The organism is Sphingopyxis sp. EU05-FHT14B03, assembly GCF_058790875.1.
In genome coordinates this window covers 685,073-700,115 of sequence record NZ_JBYTDC010000003.1, presented here as the reverse complement: position 1 = coordinate 700,115, position 15,043 = coordinate 685,073, and the positions used below count along the sequence as shown (strand labels likewise).

Here is a 15,043-nt window from a genome sequence, read left to right as displayed (position 1 = left end):
TGGAGCCTTACGCTCCCGGAATCGCCGCCTGCGCGTCGCGACCGTCGCCTTCGGGCGAGACGAGGATGTCGCGGGTGACGAGGCCCTTGTCGACGACCTCGGTGGTCGGGCTGCCGACCTGGCTGCGGATGCCGGGGTCGGCGCGGGCGCCGTCGGCGCTGCCGATGACGGCGCTTTCGGTCGTGCTGCGCGGGGCGGGGCCGCCGAAGAGGGTGCGGAGCGTCTGTTCGGCGGTGGTTTCGCCGCCGGGACGCGCGGCGCCCGGCGCGGGCGGGACGAGCGAATAGTCGGGCGGCACGATCAGCGGTGCCTGGCGCGACACGCGCATTTCGTCGGGACGGTCGCGGCTGAACAGATTGTTCGACCCGCAGGCCGACAGCGTCGATGCGGCCAGGGCGGCGGCAAGAATGGCGGTGGTCCGGTTCACTTGAAAATCACTCCTGTACGCCCCGTTTAATCGGCGGCGGGCTGGTCGCCCGCCTTCGGGGCCTTTTCGCCCAAGAGCAGCGCGCGCGCAACCAGCAAAAGCACCCCGATGGTGATGCAGGCATCGGCGACGTTGAAGATGAGGAAGGGGCGGAAATCGCCGAAATGCAGGTCGGCGAAGTCGACGACATAGCCGAAGCGGACGCGGTCGACGATATTGCCGAGCGCGCCGCCGAAGATCAGCGCCAGCGCGAAGACGTCGCCCTTGGCCTTTTCGCGGGTCATCCAGATCAGCACCGCGCTGGCCACCGCGGCGGTGACCGCGACGAGGACCCAGCGCATCGTCGCTCCGCCGTCGGCGAACAAAGACAGCGAGATGCCGGTATTCTCGGCCCAGGTCAGGCGGAAGATCGGCAGGATGTCGATCACGCGTTTCGCCTCGAGCGAGAGCGGGGTGATGACGATCCACTTGCTGATCTGGTCGAGCAGGAAGGCGACGGCGGCGATGATCAGGCCGAACTTCAGGTGCGGCGAACGGGTGCTGGACATGGCTTAGCTCAATACCGTGTCGCAGCGATTGCACAAGGCGCCGTCCTCGACCACCTCGGGCAGGTGGCGCCAGCAGCGGCCGCATTTGTGGTTTTCGGTGCGGGTGACGGAAAGCGTTTCGCCCGCGCGGGCAACCGACACGATGAACACTTCCTCCAGCGCGGTCGCGTCTAGCGTCGGATCGGGAATCGTGACCTCGGCTTCGAGGCTCGATCGGATCGTCTTTTCGCGGCGATAGGGTTCGATCGCCTCGGTCACCGCCTCACGCTGGCTGCGGACGCCCCCCCATTTGGTCGCGAGCGCGGCATCGTTCCAGCTCGCGTCGACACTCGGCCACTCCAGCAGATGCACGCTGCTCGCATCGGGATAGCGCGTGCCCCACACTTCCTCGCTGGTGAACACCAGCACGGGCGCGGCGTAGCGGACGAGCGCGTGGAAGAGGATGTCGAGCACGCTGCGGTATGCGCGGCGCGTGTCGGTGCCGAGCGGCGCGGCGGGGCCGAGGTCGCAGTAGAGGACGTCCTTGCGGATATCGAAGTAGAAAGCCGACAGGTCCTCGTTGCAGAAGTCCGACAGCAGGCGCGTGTAGCTGTTGAAGTCGAAATCCTCGACCGCCTGCGCCATCCGCTTGTCGAGGTCGGCGAGCAGGCTGAGCATATAGCGTTCGAGTTCGGGCATCGCCGCGACGTCGGCGACGCGCTCTTCCGCGGTGAAGCCGTCCAAAGCGCCGAGCAGGTAGCGGAAGGTGTTGCGCAGCTTGCGATATTGGTCGGCGACGCCCTTGAGGATTTCGTCGCCGATGCGGTGGTCCTCGGTGAAATCGACCGACAGAGCCCACAGGCGGATGATGTCGGCGCCGTTGGTCTGCATCACCTTGACCGGATCGGTGGTGTTGCCGACCGATTTCGACTGTTTGAGGCCCTTGCTGTCCATCGTGAAGCCGTGGGTCAGCACCGCCTTGTACGGCGCCTGCCCGCGCGTGCCGCAGCTTTCGAGCAAGGACGACTGGAACCAGCCGCGATGCTGGTCGCTGCCCTCGAGATAGAGGTCGGCGCTGTGGGTGCCGCCGTCGTGGCGGACGAGCGCCGGCCAGCGGCCGCTCTCCAGAACAAAGGCGTGGGTGCAGCCCGAATCGAACCAGACGTCGAGGATGTCGACGATCCGCTCGTAATCGGCGGCGTCATAGGCGTCGCCCAGATACTCCTGCGCGCGCGCGTCGGACCATGCATCGACCCCGCCCGCCTTCACCGCCGCGACGATGCGGTCGTTGACTTGCGGGTCGTTGAGATAGTGGCCGGTCTTGCGATCGACGAAGAGGGTGATCGGCACGCCCCAGGCGCGCTGGCGCGACAGCACCCAGTCGGGGCGGTCCTTGACCATTGACCCGATGCGGTTGCGGCCCTTTTCGGGGACGAAGCGCGTGTCGTCGATCGCCTGCATCGCCGCCTGCCGCAGCGTCGGCGCGGCGCAGAGATCCTCTTCATGCGGGTTGATCGCGCCGCCTTCGGATTCCCAGCGCTGCTCGCGCGGCGCCTTGGGCTCGATATGCGTCATCACCCGGTCCATCGGCACGAACCATTGCGGGGTGCAGCGATAGATGACCTTCGCCTTCGACCGCCAGCTGTGCGGATAGCTGTGTTTGTAATCGGCCGAGGCCGCGAGCAGCCCGCCCGCGTCGCGCAGGTCGGTGCAGATCGGGCCGTCGGGGGCGTTGAACTTGGGGTTGATCACCGATCCCTGACCGCCGAGCCAGCCCCAGTCTTCTCGGTACTTGCCGTCGCCCTCGACGGCGAACACGGGGTCGATGCCGTTCGCCTTGCACAGGTCGAAATCATCCTCGCCATGGTCGGGCGACATATGGACGAGCCCGGTGCCGCTGTCGGTGGTGACGAAATCGCCCGCAAGGAAGGGGCGCGGGCGCGCGAAAAAGCCGCCGAGATGGTGCATCGGGTGACGGGCGATGGCGCCGGCGAGGTCGGCGCCTTTATACCCGCCATCCGCATGCAAGATTAGATCGGCACTCAGCGCGGCATCATCCTTGCCATCCCCGACGGGGATCGCAGCGACGTTGCTTTGGCCTGCGTTGGGGAATGCCCGGGCGAGAAATGTCGGAACCAGTTCGGTGGCCACCAAAAGTCGTTTGCCGTCTACCTCAACCAATGAATATTCGACCTCCGGCCCATAGGCCAAAGCCTGGTTGACCGGGATCGTCCATGGGGTCGTCGTCCAGATCACCGCATGCGCGCCGACCAGCTCCGCGATCGGGCTTTCGACGATCTCGAACGCGACATCGATCTGCGTCGAGACGATATCCTCATATTCGACCTCGGCCTCGGCGAGCGCGGTCTTTTCGACCGGCGACCACATCACCGGCTTGGCGCCGCGATAGAGCATGTCGTTGGCGGCGAATTTGAGCAGCTCGCGCACGATGGTGGCCTCGGCCTCATAATCCATCGTCAGATACGGATGGTCCCAGTCGCCGCCGATGCCGAGGCGCTTCAGCTGCTCGCGCTGGGTGTCGACCCAATGCTGCGCATAGGCGCGGCATTCGGCGCGGAATTCCTCGACCGGAACCTCGTCCTTGTTGAGCTTTTTCTTGCGATACTGCTCCTCGACCTTCCACTCGATCGGCAGGCCGTGGCAGTCCCAGCCGGGGACGTAAGGCGCGTCCTTGCCCTTTAGTGTTTGCGTGCGGACGACCATATCCTTGAGGATATGGTTGAGCGCATGGCCGATGTGCATGTCGCCATTGGCGTAGGGCGGGCCGTCGTGGAGGATGAACTGATCGCGGCCCTTGCGGCTTTCGCGAATCTGGCCTTCCAGATTGCCCTCGACCCATTTCGCCAGAATCAGCGGTTCCTTCTGCGGCAGGCCGGCCTTCATCGGGAAGTCGGTCTTGGGCAGGAAGACGGTGTCGCGATAGTCGCGGGTTTCGGGCGCGGGCGTGCTGTCGGTCATGGGGGCGGCGCTTAGCGCAGATTCGCGTGGGAGCAAAGACAATGGGCGCTGGCATCTTGAGGAAGAAGGGGTTCACGCGAAGACGCGAAGACGCGAAAGAAAAAGTTTCGCGCAGAGAGCGCAGAGAGCGCAGAGAAATAGGGAGAAAGGGCGGCGAAGCCGCCAATCATTCTTCTTCGCGCCTTCGCGGCTTCGCGTGAACCGTTTTTCTCTGCGTCCTCTGCGTCTCTGCGCGCATTGTCTGCCTTAGAGGTGCGCGAGCAGGTCCCGCGCCGCGTCGCAATCCGCCGCGATCTGCGCCATCAGCGCGTCCATCCCGTCGAACTTCGCTTCCGGACGGATGAAAGCGTGGAAGGCGACGTCAATTTCCTGCCCGTACAGGTCTTCGGCGAAATCGAAGAAATGCGGTTCGAGCAGCTCCTTCGGCGGGTCGAAGCTGGGGCGGATGCCGAGATTGGCGGCGCCTTTCAGGATGCGTCCATCGGGAAGCCGCCCGGTGACGGCGTAGATGCCGTAGCGCGGGCGGAGATAAGACCCCATGTCGATATTCGCGGTCGGGAAGCCAAGCAGGCGGCCGTTCTTGTCGCCGTGCTGGACGATTCCGCGCACTATGAACGGCCGGGTGAGCAGGCGCGCGGCGGTGGCGCAATCGCCCGCGTGCAGCGCGTCGCGGATGCGGCTCGACGAGATGACCTCGTCGGCGTCGTCGACCGGCGAGACCATTTCGGTGAAGAAGCCAAGGCGGCGGGCGTGGTCGGCAAGCGTCACGACATCGCCGCCGCGGCCCTTGCCGAAGACGAAGTCGGCGCCGGTGACGACCCCGGCGGCGCCATAGCGGTCGAGCAGCAGGCCGGTGATGAAATCCTCCGCCGTCGTACCCGCGAGCGCGGCGTCGAAGGGCAGGACGAGCATCGCGTCGGCGCCGGCGGCGGCGAACAGCGCCTGCCGCTGGTCGAGCGTGGTGAGGCGGAAGGGGGCGGCGTCGGGCTTGAAGAAGCGCACCGGATGCGGGTCGAAGGTCGCGACGATCGCCGGGCGGCCCTCGTCGCGCGCATGGCGGACAGCGCGGCCGACGACCGCCTGATGCCCGGCGTGGAAGCCGTCGAAATTGCCGAGCGCGATGACGCCGCCGCGCAAATCGCCCTCGATCCGCTGGTGGCCGTCGAGGCGGATCATAGCGCGGGCGGGGTGAGCGGGACGAGCCCCGCGCTGAGTACGCGGATCGCGTTGCCGCCCATCGCGGCGCGAATTTCGTCGTCGGTGAAGCCCGCGTCGATCAGCGCCTGCGTCACCTGGACGAGGTGCGAGGTGTCGAAGCGGACGGTGGTCGCGCCGTCATAGTCGCTGCCGAGCGCGACATATTGGATGCCGACGAGGTCGCGGACATGCTTCATCGCCTTCGCGATGCTCGCGGGCGAGGTGTCGCAGACGGCGGCGTCCCAATAGCCGATGCCGATCAGCCCGCCGGTCGCCGCGACGCCGCGGATCTGCGCGTCGTCGAGATTGCGGTTGACCTGGCACGTCGCCTGCACCCCGCCATGGCTGGAGACGACCGGGCGGCGCGCCATTTTGAGGATGTCGGCGACGCACGCCTTGCTGCAATGCGCGACATCGACGATCATGCCCTTGGCTTCCATCGCCGTGACGACCCGGCGCCCGAACGCGGTCAGCCCGCCCTTCTTGAGCCCGTGCATCGACCCCGCGAGGTCGTTGTCGAAGAAATGGGTGAGCCCCGCCATGCGGAAACCCGCGGCGTAGAGCTTGTCGAGATTGGCGATGTCGCCTTCGAGGACATGCAGCCCCTCGACGCTGAGCATGACGCCCCGGCCGGTCGGATGGTCGGGGATCACCTCCTTGTTCAGCCCGTCGAGGCCGCCGGGCGCGGTCACGAGATACCATGGCGGGCGATTGCCGATCGCCTCCTGTTGCTCGGCCAGCGCGCGTTTCAGCTTTTCCGAATGCCAGAGCGAGCGCTCGAGCAGCGAATTCCACGTCCGCACCGGCTGGAGCTGCGCGATGACGAGGCCGGTGATATTGTCGGTGTCGGCGCCATTGGCGTCGTAATTCTGGCCCTTGGGCGATTTGGTGGTGCTCGCCAGGACCTGCAGCGCGACATTGCCCTCTTCGAGCCGAGGAAAATCCATATGGCCACGATCCGCGCGGTCGAGGATGCTGCGTTTCCACAGCAAGGTGTCGCTGTGCAGGTCGACGATCGTCAGCGTCTGGTGCAGCGTCTTGGCGCGTTCGCTGACGACTGGCAGCGGTTTGCCGTCGATCTTGTTCATGCCGCGCTCGAGAATGCCGGGGGCGAGGGCGAAGAAAGCGAGCGCGGCGAGCGCGACGACGAGCAATAGGCCGGTAAGCCAGCGACGCATCAGCGCTTCCTCGTGAAGGTGACGAAACTATAGGCGGGGCGGCCCGCGTCGTCGGCGGGATGATTTTCGCGCGCCGCTTCGTGCCAGTCGGCGGGGTCGGGATAGGGGATGCTCGCGTCGCCCGACGGTTCGAGCGCGACTTCGGTGAGCTCGATGCGGTCGGCGAGGGGCAGGAACATCGCATGGATTTCGGCGCCGCCGATCACCATCACCTGCGGCGCGTTGGCGCTGCGCAGCGCCGCCTCGACCGATGCGACGGGTTCGGCGCCGTCCTCCTGCCAGTCGGGGTCGCGGGTGAGGACGATGTGGCGGCGGCCCTCGAGAATCGCGGGCAGGCTGTCGAAGGTCTTGCGCCCCATGATCATCGGGCGGCCCATGGTGAGCTGCTTGAAGCGGCGGAGATCGGCGGGCAGGTGCCAGGGCATCTTGCCATCGGCGCCGATGACGCCGTTCGTCGCGCGCGCGACGATCAGGGTGATTTCGGGGTGGTTCATGCGGGTTCCGTGCCGACCCAGGTCGCGTGGCCGAGCTTGCGCCCGGCGCGGACTTCGGCCTTGCCATAATGGTGGAGGTGGCAGCCGGGTTCGGCGAGCAAGGCGGGCGCGTCGTTTATGCCGGCGCCGATCAGATTGCGCATGACGACGGGCAGCCGCGGGCTGGCGGTGTCGCCGAGCGGCAGCCCGGCGATCGCGCGGATGTGGTTTTCGAACTGGCTCGTCACCGCGCCCTCGATGGTCCAATGGCCGCTGTTGTGGACGCGCGGCGCCATCTCGTTGAAGACCGGGCCCTTTTCGGTCGCGAAAAACTCGCCGGTGAGGACCCCGACATAATCGAGTTCGGCGGCGATCGCCGCCATCAGGTCGCGGGCTTCGGCCTGCTGGTCGAGGACGATCGGTGGCGGCGGCACGGTCGAGGTGGCGAGGATGCCGTCCTCATGGACATTGACCGGGCTGTCCCAGAAGCGTGTTTCGCCATCGATGCCGCGCACCATCAGCACCGAAAATTCATGGTCGAAGGCGACGAAGCCTTCGAGCACCGCGGCGTGACGGTCGATCGCGTCCCACGCGGCGTCGGCGTCTTCGGGGGTGGCGAGGCGCGCCTGACCCTTGCCGTCATAGCCCATGCGCACGGTCTTGAGGATCGCGGGGGTGCCGATCGCGGCGACCGCGGTATCGAGCGCGGCGCGGTCGGGGGCCGCCGCGAAGGGGGCGGGGCGGCCGCCAAGGCCCGCGACGAAGTTTTTCTCGATCAGCCGGTCCTGCGCGATTTCGAGCGCGTCGGCGCCGGCGCGCACCGCGACATGGCCCGACAGGAACCGCAGCGTGTCGACCGGGACATTTTCGAATTCGAAGGTGACGACGTCGCAATGCGCCGCGAAGGCGGCGAGGCGCGATTCGTCGTCCCACGCGGCTTGCGTGTGCTGCGCCGCGACCTGTGCGGCGACGCTTTCGGCGTCGGGGGCATAGATATGCGTCTTGTAGCCGAGCTGCGCGGCGGCGACGGCGAGCATGCGGCCGAGCTGGCCGCCGCCCAATATGCCGATGGTCGAACCGGGTGGCAGCAAGCGCTCAGCCCTCGCGCACAGGGATCGGGGCGACGCCTTCGGACTGCGCGGCACGCCAGGCGTCGAGCTTTGCCGCGAGGCCGGCATCGGTGTTCGCGAGCAGCGCGGCGGCGAACAGCCCGGCGTTGGTCGCCCCGGCCTTGCCGATCGCGAAGGTCGCGACCGGAATGCCGCCGGGCATCTGGACGATCGAATAGAGGCTGTCGACGCCGTTCAAGGCCGCCGACTGGACGGGGACGCCGAGCACCGGCACGCGCGTCATCGACGCGACCATGCCGGGCAGGTGCGCGGCGCCGCCGGCGCCCGCGATGATCGCTTTCAGCCCGCGCGTCGCGGCGCTTTTGGCATAGGAAACAAGGCGGTCGGGGGTGCGGTGGGCCGAGACGATCTGGACCTCGTGGGCGATGCCGAAGGTTTCGAGGATGTGGACGGCGTGCGCCATCGTCGGCCAGTCCGACTGGCTGCCCATGATCACGCCAACGCTTGGCGCCGTGTCGCCCATCCCTCTGTCTCCCTGCCCGGGCGAGTCATCGCCGCGCCCCTCCCCTAGCGGGTCGAAATGATGCGGGCAACGCCATCAAATCGCGGGCTCCGTTTACCGATTGGTATCAAGTCCGTTCTAGGATCGCCCGTCACGAGAGACTGTCGGCATCCGGCCGGCGGCACGGGTTCGCTTCGGGGACGTTTGGGATGGACAGCATAGGGGGGGCACGGATCGCGGTCGATCACCTGACCGCCGTACCCGTCGACTCCATCGAGGACCAGTTGCGCGACGTTCGGCGCGAACGCGACGCGTTGCGCCGCGAAAATCGCGTCCTCAAGATCGCGGTCGCCGAACTCGAGCGCGTGTCGGAGCGCGACACGCTGACCCCCTTGTTCAACCGCCGCTATTTCCTGACCGCGATCCACCAGCGCATCGCGCGCTTCGAACGCCATGCCGAGACCGCCGCGGTGGTCTTCGCCGACGTCAACCAGCTCAAGTTCATCAACGACAGCTTCGGCCATGCCGCGGGCGATTTCGCGCTGATCCAGATCGCCGACCGGTTGCTGTCCTCGATCCGCGCGACCGATGTCGCGGCGCGCATCGGCGGCGACGAGTTCGGGCTGATCCTCGACCAGTCGACCGAGGAAGGCGCGCGGGCGCAGGTGACGCGGCTGTGCGATATGCTGATGGCGGCCCCCGCCGTCTATGACGGGCGCGAGATCGCGCTGTCGGCGTGCTTCGGGGTCGCGATGCTCCAGCCCGACATGACTGAATCGGACATCCTCGCGGCGGCCGACCGCGACATGTATCGCTGCAAGCAGGGCCAGGATGGCCCCGTCGGGCATCGCTAACCGGTCATTAACCAAATGAGCGCATCGTCACACCCTTGAGGACAGGGGGTGTCAGATGTTGCATCACAACGACCCGAACCACGATATCCAGCGCCGTATCACCGGGCAGATCGGCGCGCTCGCCGAGGCGCTGCCGCATTGCGCGCTGACCCAGATCGTCCAGGGGGTCGACGACATCCGTTGCCTGGCGCGCGACCATGGCTTTGCCGCGGTCGAGACGCTGGCGAGCCGGCTCGAATCGACGGTCGCCGCGGGCGGCTATCGCGCCGCGATCCTGACCTATCTCGACGCGATGAGCGACGCCGCGAGCGTACCGCGCGGGCCGATGGCGCCCGCCGCGCAGGAAGCCTGGCTGGCGTCGGTCGCGATGCGCCTCGGGCACTGATTCCAACGCTTCGGGACCGAATTTCATGGATGCGATCATGCTGGCGCTCGTCGCGGTGGCGCTGGCCAACGCCGACGGACGGACGGGGATTTTCCTGTCGCACCTGCTCGCCGCGCGCGACGACCGGCGGCTGGTGTTCGGCATCGCGGTCGGCGCGTTCGTCGTCAATGCGGTGATCGCGGCGGTCGCCGGATCGATCGCCAACCGGATGATCGGGCAGGGCATCGTCGCGCTGCTTGTCGCTTTTGCCTTGCTGTCGGCGGCGGTGGCGCTCGCGTGGCGCGGGCGGATGACGCTCGCCGACGATCGCGTGCTGACCGCGCTGGTACCGCTGCTCGCCGTGCGGATGCTGTTGATCCAGTTCGGCGACCGCAGCCATTTCCTGATCGGCGCGCTCGCCGCGACGAGCGGCGCGGGGCATTGGGCCGCGGCGGGCGGGCTGGCCGGATGGACGATCGCGATGCTGCCCTTCCTGGCTTTTGGACCCGAGCTCGCCGACCGGCTGGGCGCGAAGATCGTGCGCTGGGCGGCGGCGCTCATTCTGGCGATCTGGGGGCTGCGCAGCGCGATGACCGCGTTCGGGATGCTCGGCCAGTAATCGGTTTTATCGATCATTCAGCGCGAAAGGCTGCGTGGGACCATGGGCTTTCCGATCCCTATATCGTGGGAACAGGAAAGGAGGGTGCCATGCCCGACCATAATCAGCCCGTCGTCGCCGATGCGCTCAACGCGCTGCTCGCCGACAGTCTCGCGCTCTATCTCAAGACCAAGAATTACCACTGGCACGTCCACGGGCCGCATTTTCGCGAATTGCACCTGCTGTTCGACGAACAGGCGACGCAGATACTCGCCACCACCGATCTGATCGCCGAGCGCGTGCGCAAGAATGGCGCCGCGACCTTGCGTTCGATCGGCGACGTCGGCCGCCGCCAGTCGATCCGCGACGACGATGCCGCGGGCGTCGATGCCGCAGCGATGGTCCGCACGCTGGCCGCCGACAACAAGACGCTGCTGGCGCAGATCAAGGAGGTCAAGGCGGCGGCGGAAAAGGCCGGCGATATCGCGACGAGCGGCCTGGTCGACGGCTGGGCCGACGAGACCGAACAGCGGGTGTGGTTTCTGGAGGCGACCGCGGGCTATTGAGCGGCAACTATCGACGCTTGATAGCCGACACACCTCTAACCCGTTCGACACGAATGGAGATGGGGGGCTCGCACCGTAGGTATGTGCCGCCACGCCCCCAACGAAAAAGGGCGGCCTCGCGGCCGCCCTTTCCTATCCGTTCGGACCGTAATCAGTCCTGATGCGGCTGGATGTTCACCGCAGCGAACTTGCCGCGATCGTCGACTTCGATGTCGAAAGCGACGCGGTCGCCTTCCTCGAGGCCGGTCATGCCGGCGCGCTGCACCGCGCTGATGTGGACGAAGGCATCGGCCTGTCCGTCGTCACGCGCGATAAAGCCGAAGCCCTTGGTGGTGTTGAAGAACTTCACCGTGCCCGAGGTGCGTTCGCCGGTCAGCTGACGCCGGCCGCGGGCGCCGCCCGGTGCGGGACGGTCGCCGCCGAAGCCGCCGCGGTCACCGCGATCGTCGCGGCGCGGGGCGCTGTCCTCGATCGGCATCGGTTCGCCTTCGATCTTCAGGTCGATCGCCGACACCTTGCCGTTGCGTTCGACGAGGGTGAAGCCGAGCGGCTGGCCCGAGGCCAGGCCCTGCAGGCCCGCCTGTTCGACCGCGCTGATGTGCACGAACACATCCTCGCCGCCGTCGTCGCGCGCGACGAAGCCGAAGCCCTTCGACGGGTTGAAGAATTTGACGGTGCCATTGCCTTCGCCGACGACCTGCGCCGGCATGCCGCCGCCGCGTCCGCCGCCGAAGCCACCACCGCCGCCGCCACGATCGCCGCCGCCGAAGCCGCCGCGATCACCGCCGCCGAAACCGCCCCCACGGTCCCCGCCGCCGCCACTGCGATCGCCGAAGCCGCCGCGCGACGCGCCGCCGCCATAGCTGTCACCGCCATAGGGCGCCGGTTCGAAGCTGTCGAAATTGCCGAAATCATCGCGCTTACCGCGCCCCCGATGGCCACGGCGGTCTTTGTTGAAACTCATTGTCTGATAGTCGCTTTCGGTCGTCCACGCTCCGTTACCACCGGCTCCTTGCGCCGGACGGAGACGCAGTTCACCCTTGGCACAGACTCGCCCCGTGCCGCTAACGGCGCAATATATAACCTAAATGACCGGCCGCTGCGAACAGAAAATTCGCGGGCTTCGTCGCGATGCGGGCAGCGTCCGTCGCACCCGCCCGGCGCGCCCGCGGCGCGGGCAAAACCAGTCATTGAGCCGCAAGGCGGCTTGGCCTAAGGCGAGGCCATGACAGTCTATTTCCATGAAGAGGATCTGCCCGAGGGCGTGCTGGGTCCAGGTGCGGTTGCGATCGATACCGAGACGATGGGGCTCAACCCGCTGCGCGACCGGCTGTGCCTGGTTCAGATCAGCGACGGGTCGGGCGACGAGCATCTCGTCCGCTTCGGTCCCGGCAGCGCCTATGACGCGCCGGTGCTGAAGGCGATATTGACCGATACCAACCGGTTGAAATTGTTCCATTTCGCGCGTTTCGACATCGCCGCGCTGCAGCAGGCGCTCGGCGTCGTGACCGCGCCGGTCTATTGCACCAAGATCGCCTCGCGGCTGATCCGCACCTACACCGACCGCCACGGGCTGAAGGAGCTGGTCCGCGAATTGCTGGGCCAGGAGGTGTCGAAACAGCAGCAGTCGAGCGACTGGGGTGCCGCGACGCTGAGCGACGCGCAGCGCGACTATGCCGCGAGCGACGTGCGCTTCCTCCACGCGATGAAGGAGATCCTCGACGCGCGTCTGGTCCGCGAGGGACGCATGGAACTGGCGCAATCCTGTTTCGATTTCCTGCCGACGCGCGCGGCGCTCGACCTCGCGGGTTGGCCCGAGGCCGATATTTTCGCGCACAGCTGAGGGGGCGATTCGCATGTCCGCCCGCGCCGATCATGATCGCACGATGCGCCAGTTGTGGGCGACCAGCGGGTCGAGCCACGACCGTGTCGTGCGCATCCTGCGCTTCGGCCTGCCGCTGGTGATCGGCGTCGTCGCCGCGGTGATGATTTTTTCGCCCTTCACCCAGCGGACCGAGGTCAGCTTCCTGCTCGCCAAGGACAAGGTCGAGGTGGCGCAGGAGCGAATGAAGGTGACCCGCGCCGAATATCGCGGGCAGGACACCAAGGGCCAGCCCTTTGCGCTCGTCGCGGGCAGCGCGGTACAGAAAAGCTCGGCCGAGCCGATCGTGCGGATGGAACAATTGTCGGGCGCCATCAACCTGGCCGACGGACCCGCGACGATCGCGGCGGCGGCGGGGCAATATAATATGGACACCGAACAGGTCGCGGTGCCCGGCGCGGTGCGCGTGCGCAGCGCCGACGGATACCGGATCGACGCGAGCAATGTCGCGATCGATTTGAAGTCGCGCAGCCTGACGGGCCGCGGCGGGGTCAACGGCACATTGAACATCGGCAATTTTTCGGCCAACGCGCTGTCGGCCGATCTCGACACGCGCGTCGTCCGCCTGTCGGGCAATGCCCGGCTGAGGATCAATCAGGGAGTGCTGAAATGACCGCAACGCCGCGCCTGGGGGGATTGCGCAGCCTGATGCTGGCGGGCGCGAGCTTCGCGCTGACCAGTCTCGCGATCCTGTCGGGCGGCAGCGGCGGCGCCCCGGCGCGGGCGCAGGCGCTCGCCAACCACAACAGCAACGCCCCCGTTGATTTCAGCGCCGGCAGCATCGAAGTGCAGGACCGGTCCGACCGCGTCGTGCTGTCGGGCGGGGTACGGGTGACGCAGGCGGGCATGACCGTGACCTCGCAGCGCATGACCGTCGCTTATTCGCGGCAGGGCGGCACCGACGTCAACCGGCTCGACGCGACCGGCGGCGTCGTGGTGACCAAGGGCGACGAGCGCGCAACGGGCAATGTCGCGATCTACGACCTCGACAAGCGGCTGATCACGATGGTCGGCAATGTCCAGCTGACCCAGCGCGGCAACCGCCTGAACGGCGGGCGGCTGGTGATCGACCTCAATTCGGGGCGCGCGACGGTCGATGGGCGCGGCGCGACGCGCGGACCCGACGGCAATGTCGTCCCGGGTGCGGGCGGGCGCGTGACCGGCACCTTCACCGTTCCCGAACGCAAGCAGTAACGGCCTCTAAGTCAAGACGAATTCCGACCCGCGCGGCGGGCGCGGCTCATCACTTGCGCCCGTTACTTGCGATATCCCGGTTTCGTGTCACTATTCCCCTGTAATTTTTCAGAAGTGGGGGAGGCGAGTCGTGTCGATTTCCGAAAGCTTTCTTGATACGATATTCACCGTGACCGATCCCGATGCGCGGTTGCGCAAGCCGGGCGCGCTGTTCGAGTTCGAAACATGGCGGGCGGGCGACGCGCTGCCCGCCGGCGCCGCGGTCGGCGGGTTCAAGACGATCCCCAAGAACAGCAAGGTGAAGGTCGAGCAGATCAAGATCGAACCGTCGGGGAGCCAGTCGAAGATCGTCTTCGCGCTGGTCGCGCCCGCGGCGGGCGGCGCGGCGCTGGGGTGGACCTCGACGCGCAATTTCAGCGGCAGTTTTCGCAACGTCACGCTGGGCAGGATCGCCCCCGCGCCGGGAGCGGGGCAGTTCGGACCCAATGCGGCGTGGAAGGGCGGCGCCTATCAGGGCCAGATCACGCTGGTCCCGATCGTCGACCGGACGCTCGAGATCGAATATCTGTCGGAGGCGATCGTCGCGCCCTATCAGAAGATGGTCGCGGCGGCGGCGGCGGACGGCATCGCGATCCTGCTGAATTCGGGCTTTCGCACCTATGCCAACCAGAAATATCTCTATGAGGGCTATGTCGCGGGCCGGCCGGGGTTCAACAAGGCCGCCAAGCCCGGGTCGTCGAACCACCAGCACGGCATCGCGCTCGACATCGATACCGCCGGGGGACTCGGCAGCCCGACCTATGACTGGCTGGCGAAGCATGCGACGCGCTTCGGTTTCATCCGCACCGTGCCGAGCGAAGCCTGGCATTGGGAGCATCGTCCCGCGGCGGCGGCGACGGCGCGCGCCGCGGGCCGGCACCAGCTCTGATCCGCGGCGGCGATTCGCGGGAAAGGGCGCGCTAACCTTTTCCGTCAACGCGGCCGATACCATGGCGCGGCAAGGTGGCGGCGGGACCAGACCATATGCGGCACCGGGGGGTGCGACGCCGCGCAGTAAAAGGCGGCATGCCCCATGCGGTTCTCCCCGATTGTCACGCCGCGCCGGCCGCTGTTCGGCCGGCGGCGGACCACCATCGAAACCCCCGAGCTTGCCGGCCCGACCAGCGAGGAACGGCGACTGATCGACCGCCTGCTGCGGCGGGCGGGATATCGCGATTCGCGGTAGAAGAAGA

General features: G+C 67.2%; 18 protein-coding genes. 9 read left to right on the top strand and 9 right to left on the bottom strand.

All coding sequences use genetic code 11. The annotated features are described in order from the left end of the window. Positions 1-7: 7 nt before the first annotated feature. The 8 genes from AC3WS4_RS19945 to purE form a co-directional block, all read right to left on the bottom strand. A complete protein-coding gene (locus AC3WS4_RS19945) occupies positions 8-427 on the bottom strand; it encodes a DUF3035 domain-containing protein (RefSeq protein ID WP_187139644.1) in 420 nt (139 codons plus the stop codon). A gap of 26 nt (positions 428-453) precedes the next feature. Next, positions 454-975 carry a signal peptidase II gene (lspA, locus tag AC3WS4_RS19940; RefSeq protein WP_492737683.1) on the bottom strand — a complete coding sequence of 174 codons (522 nt, stop codon included), beginning with the start codon at positions 973-975 and terminating at the stop codon, positions 454-456. A gap of 3 nt (positions 976-978) precedes the next feature. Continuing rightward, entirely contained in the window at positions 979-3,933 is a 2,955-nt protein-coding gene (gene ileS, locus AC3WS4_RS19935) for an isoleucine--tRNA ligase (protein ID WP_492737681.1), read from the bottom strand. 246 nt (positions 3,934-4,179) lie between these two features. Beyond that, the gene (locus AC3WS4_RS19930; RefSeq protein WP_492737679.1) at positions 4,180-5,109 is read right to left on the bottom strand and encodes a bifunctional riboflavin kinase/FAD synthetase; all 930 of its coding nucleotides are present in this window, start codon (positions 5,107-5,109) and stop codon (positions 4,180-4,182) included. After that, positions 5,106-6,308 (bottom strand): dipeptidase, encoded by a 1,203-nt coding sequence (locus AC3WS4_RS19925; RefSeq protein WP_492737677.1) that lies wholly within the window; start codon positions 6,306-6,308, stop codon positions 5,106-5,108. The genes AC3WS4_RS19930 and AC3WS4_RS19925 overlap by 4 nt, the downstream gene beginning before the upstream one ends. Continuing rightward, entirely contained in the window at positions 6,308-6,802 is a 495-nt protein-coding gene (locus tag AC3WS4_RS19920) for a dihydrofolate reductase (RefSeq protein ID WP_492737676.1), read from the bottom strand. The genes AC3WS4_RS19925 and AC3WS4_RS19920 overlap by 1 nt, the downstream gene beginning before the upstream one ends. Continuing rightward, a complete protein-coding gene (locus AC3WS4_RS19915; RefSeq protein ID WP_492737674.1) occupies positions 6,799-7,872 on the bottom strand; it encodes a 5-(carboxyamino)imidazole ribonucleotide synthase in 1,074 nt (357 codons plus the stop codon). The genes AC3WS4_RS19920 and AC3WS4_RS19915 overlap by 4 nt, the downstream gene beginning before the upstream one ends. 4 nt (positions 7,873-7,876) lie before the next feature. After that, a complete protein-coding gene (gene purE, locus AC3WS4_RS19910) occupies positions 7,877-8,374 on the bottom strand; it encodes a 5-(carboxyamino)imidazole ribonucleotide mutase (RefSeq protein ID WP_492737672.1) in 498 nt (165 codons plus the stop codon). A 188-nt stretch (positions 8,375-8,562) separates the two neighbouring features. Between purE and AC3WS4_RS19905 the strand changes: the two genes are divergently transcribed. The 4 genes from AC3WS4_RS19905 (at position 8,563) to AC3WS4_RS19890 (ending at position 10,735) form a co-directional block, all read left to right on the top strand. Next, on the top strand, positions 8,563-9,207 hold the full coding sequence (locus AC3WS4_RS19905; RefSeq protein WP_492737670.1) for a GGDEF domain-containing protein: 645 nt from the start codon (positions 8,563-8,565) through the stop codon (positions 9,205-9,207). A 55-nt stretch (positions 9,208-9,262) separates the two neighbouring features. Beyond that, positions 9,263-9,592, top strand: coding sequence for a hypothetical protein (locus AC3WS4_RS19900; protein WP_492737668.1), 330 nt, complete (start codon positions 9,263-9,265; stop codon positions 9,590-9,592). A gap of 25 nt (positions 9,593-9,617) precedes the next feature. Continuing rightward, complete coding sequence (locus AC3WS4_RS19895) at positions 9,618-10,190, top strand: hypothetical protein (RefSeq protein ID WP_492737666.1); 573 nt, start codon at positions 9,618-9,620, stop codon at positions 10,188-10,190. Positions 10,191-10,279: 89 nt separating this feature from the next. Continuing rightward, entirely contained in the window at positions 10,280-10,735 is a 456-nt protein-coding gene (locus AC3WS4_RS19890) for a Dps family protein (protein WP_492737664.1), read from the top strand. Between the two features lie 151 nt (positions 10,736-10,886). On the opposite strand, the gene AC3WS4_RS19885 is transcribed toward AC3WS4_RS19890, so the two are convergent. After that, on the bottom strand, positions 10,887-11,699 hold the full coding sequence (locus AC3WS4_RS19885) for a cold-shock protein (RefSeq protein ID WP_187139632.1): 813 nt from the start codon (positions 11,697-11,699) through the stop codon (positions 10,887-10,889). 261 nt (positions 11,700-11,960) lie between these two features. On the opposite strand from AC3WS4_RS19885, the gene AC3WS4_RS19880 reads away from it, so the two are divergent. The 5 genes from AC3WS4_RS19880 (at position 11,961) to AC3WS4_RS19860 (ending at position 15,036) form a co-directional block, all read left to right on the top strand. Next, on the top strand, positions 11,961-12,578 hold the full coding sequence (locus tag AC3WS4_RS19880; RefSeq protein ID WP_056342525.1) for a ribonuclease D: 618 nt from the start codon (positions 11,961-11,963) through the stop codon (positions 12,576-12,578). A 13-nt stretch (positions 12,579-12,591) separates the two neighbouring features. Beyond that, entirely contained in the window at positions 12,592-13,230 is a 639-nt protein-coding gene (gene lptC / locus AC3WS4_RS19875; protein WP_056342527.1) for an LPS export ABC transporter periplasmic protein LptC, read from the top strand. A 35-nt stretch (positions 13,231-13,265) separates the two neighbouring features. Further along, entirely contained in the window at positions 13,266-13,811 is a 546-nt protein-coding gene (locus AC3WS4_RS19870) for an LptA/OstA family protein (RefSeq protein ID WP_492738077.1), read from the top strand. 130 nt (positions 13,812-13,941) lie between these two features. Continuing rightward, a complete protein-coding gene (locus AC3WS4_RS19865) occupies positions 13,942-14,739 on the top strand; it encodes a M15 family metallopeptidase (protein WP_492737661.1) in 798 nt (265 codons plus the stop codon). Positions 14,740-14,883: 144 nt separating this feature from the next. After that, complete coding sequence (locus tag AC3WS4_RS19860) at positions 14,884-15,036, top strand: hypothetical protein (protein WP_492737659.1); 153 nt, start codon at positions 14,884-14,886, stop codon at positions 15,034-15,036. Positions 15,037-15,043: the final 7 nt, after the last annotated feature.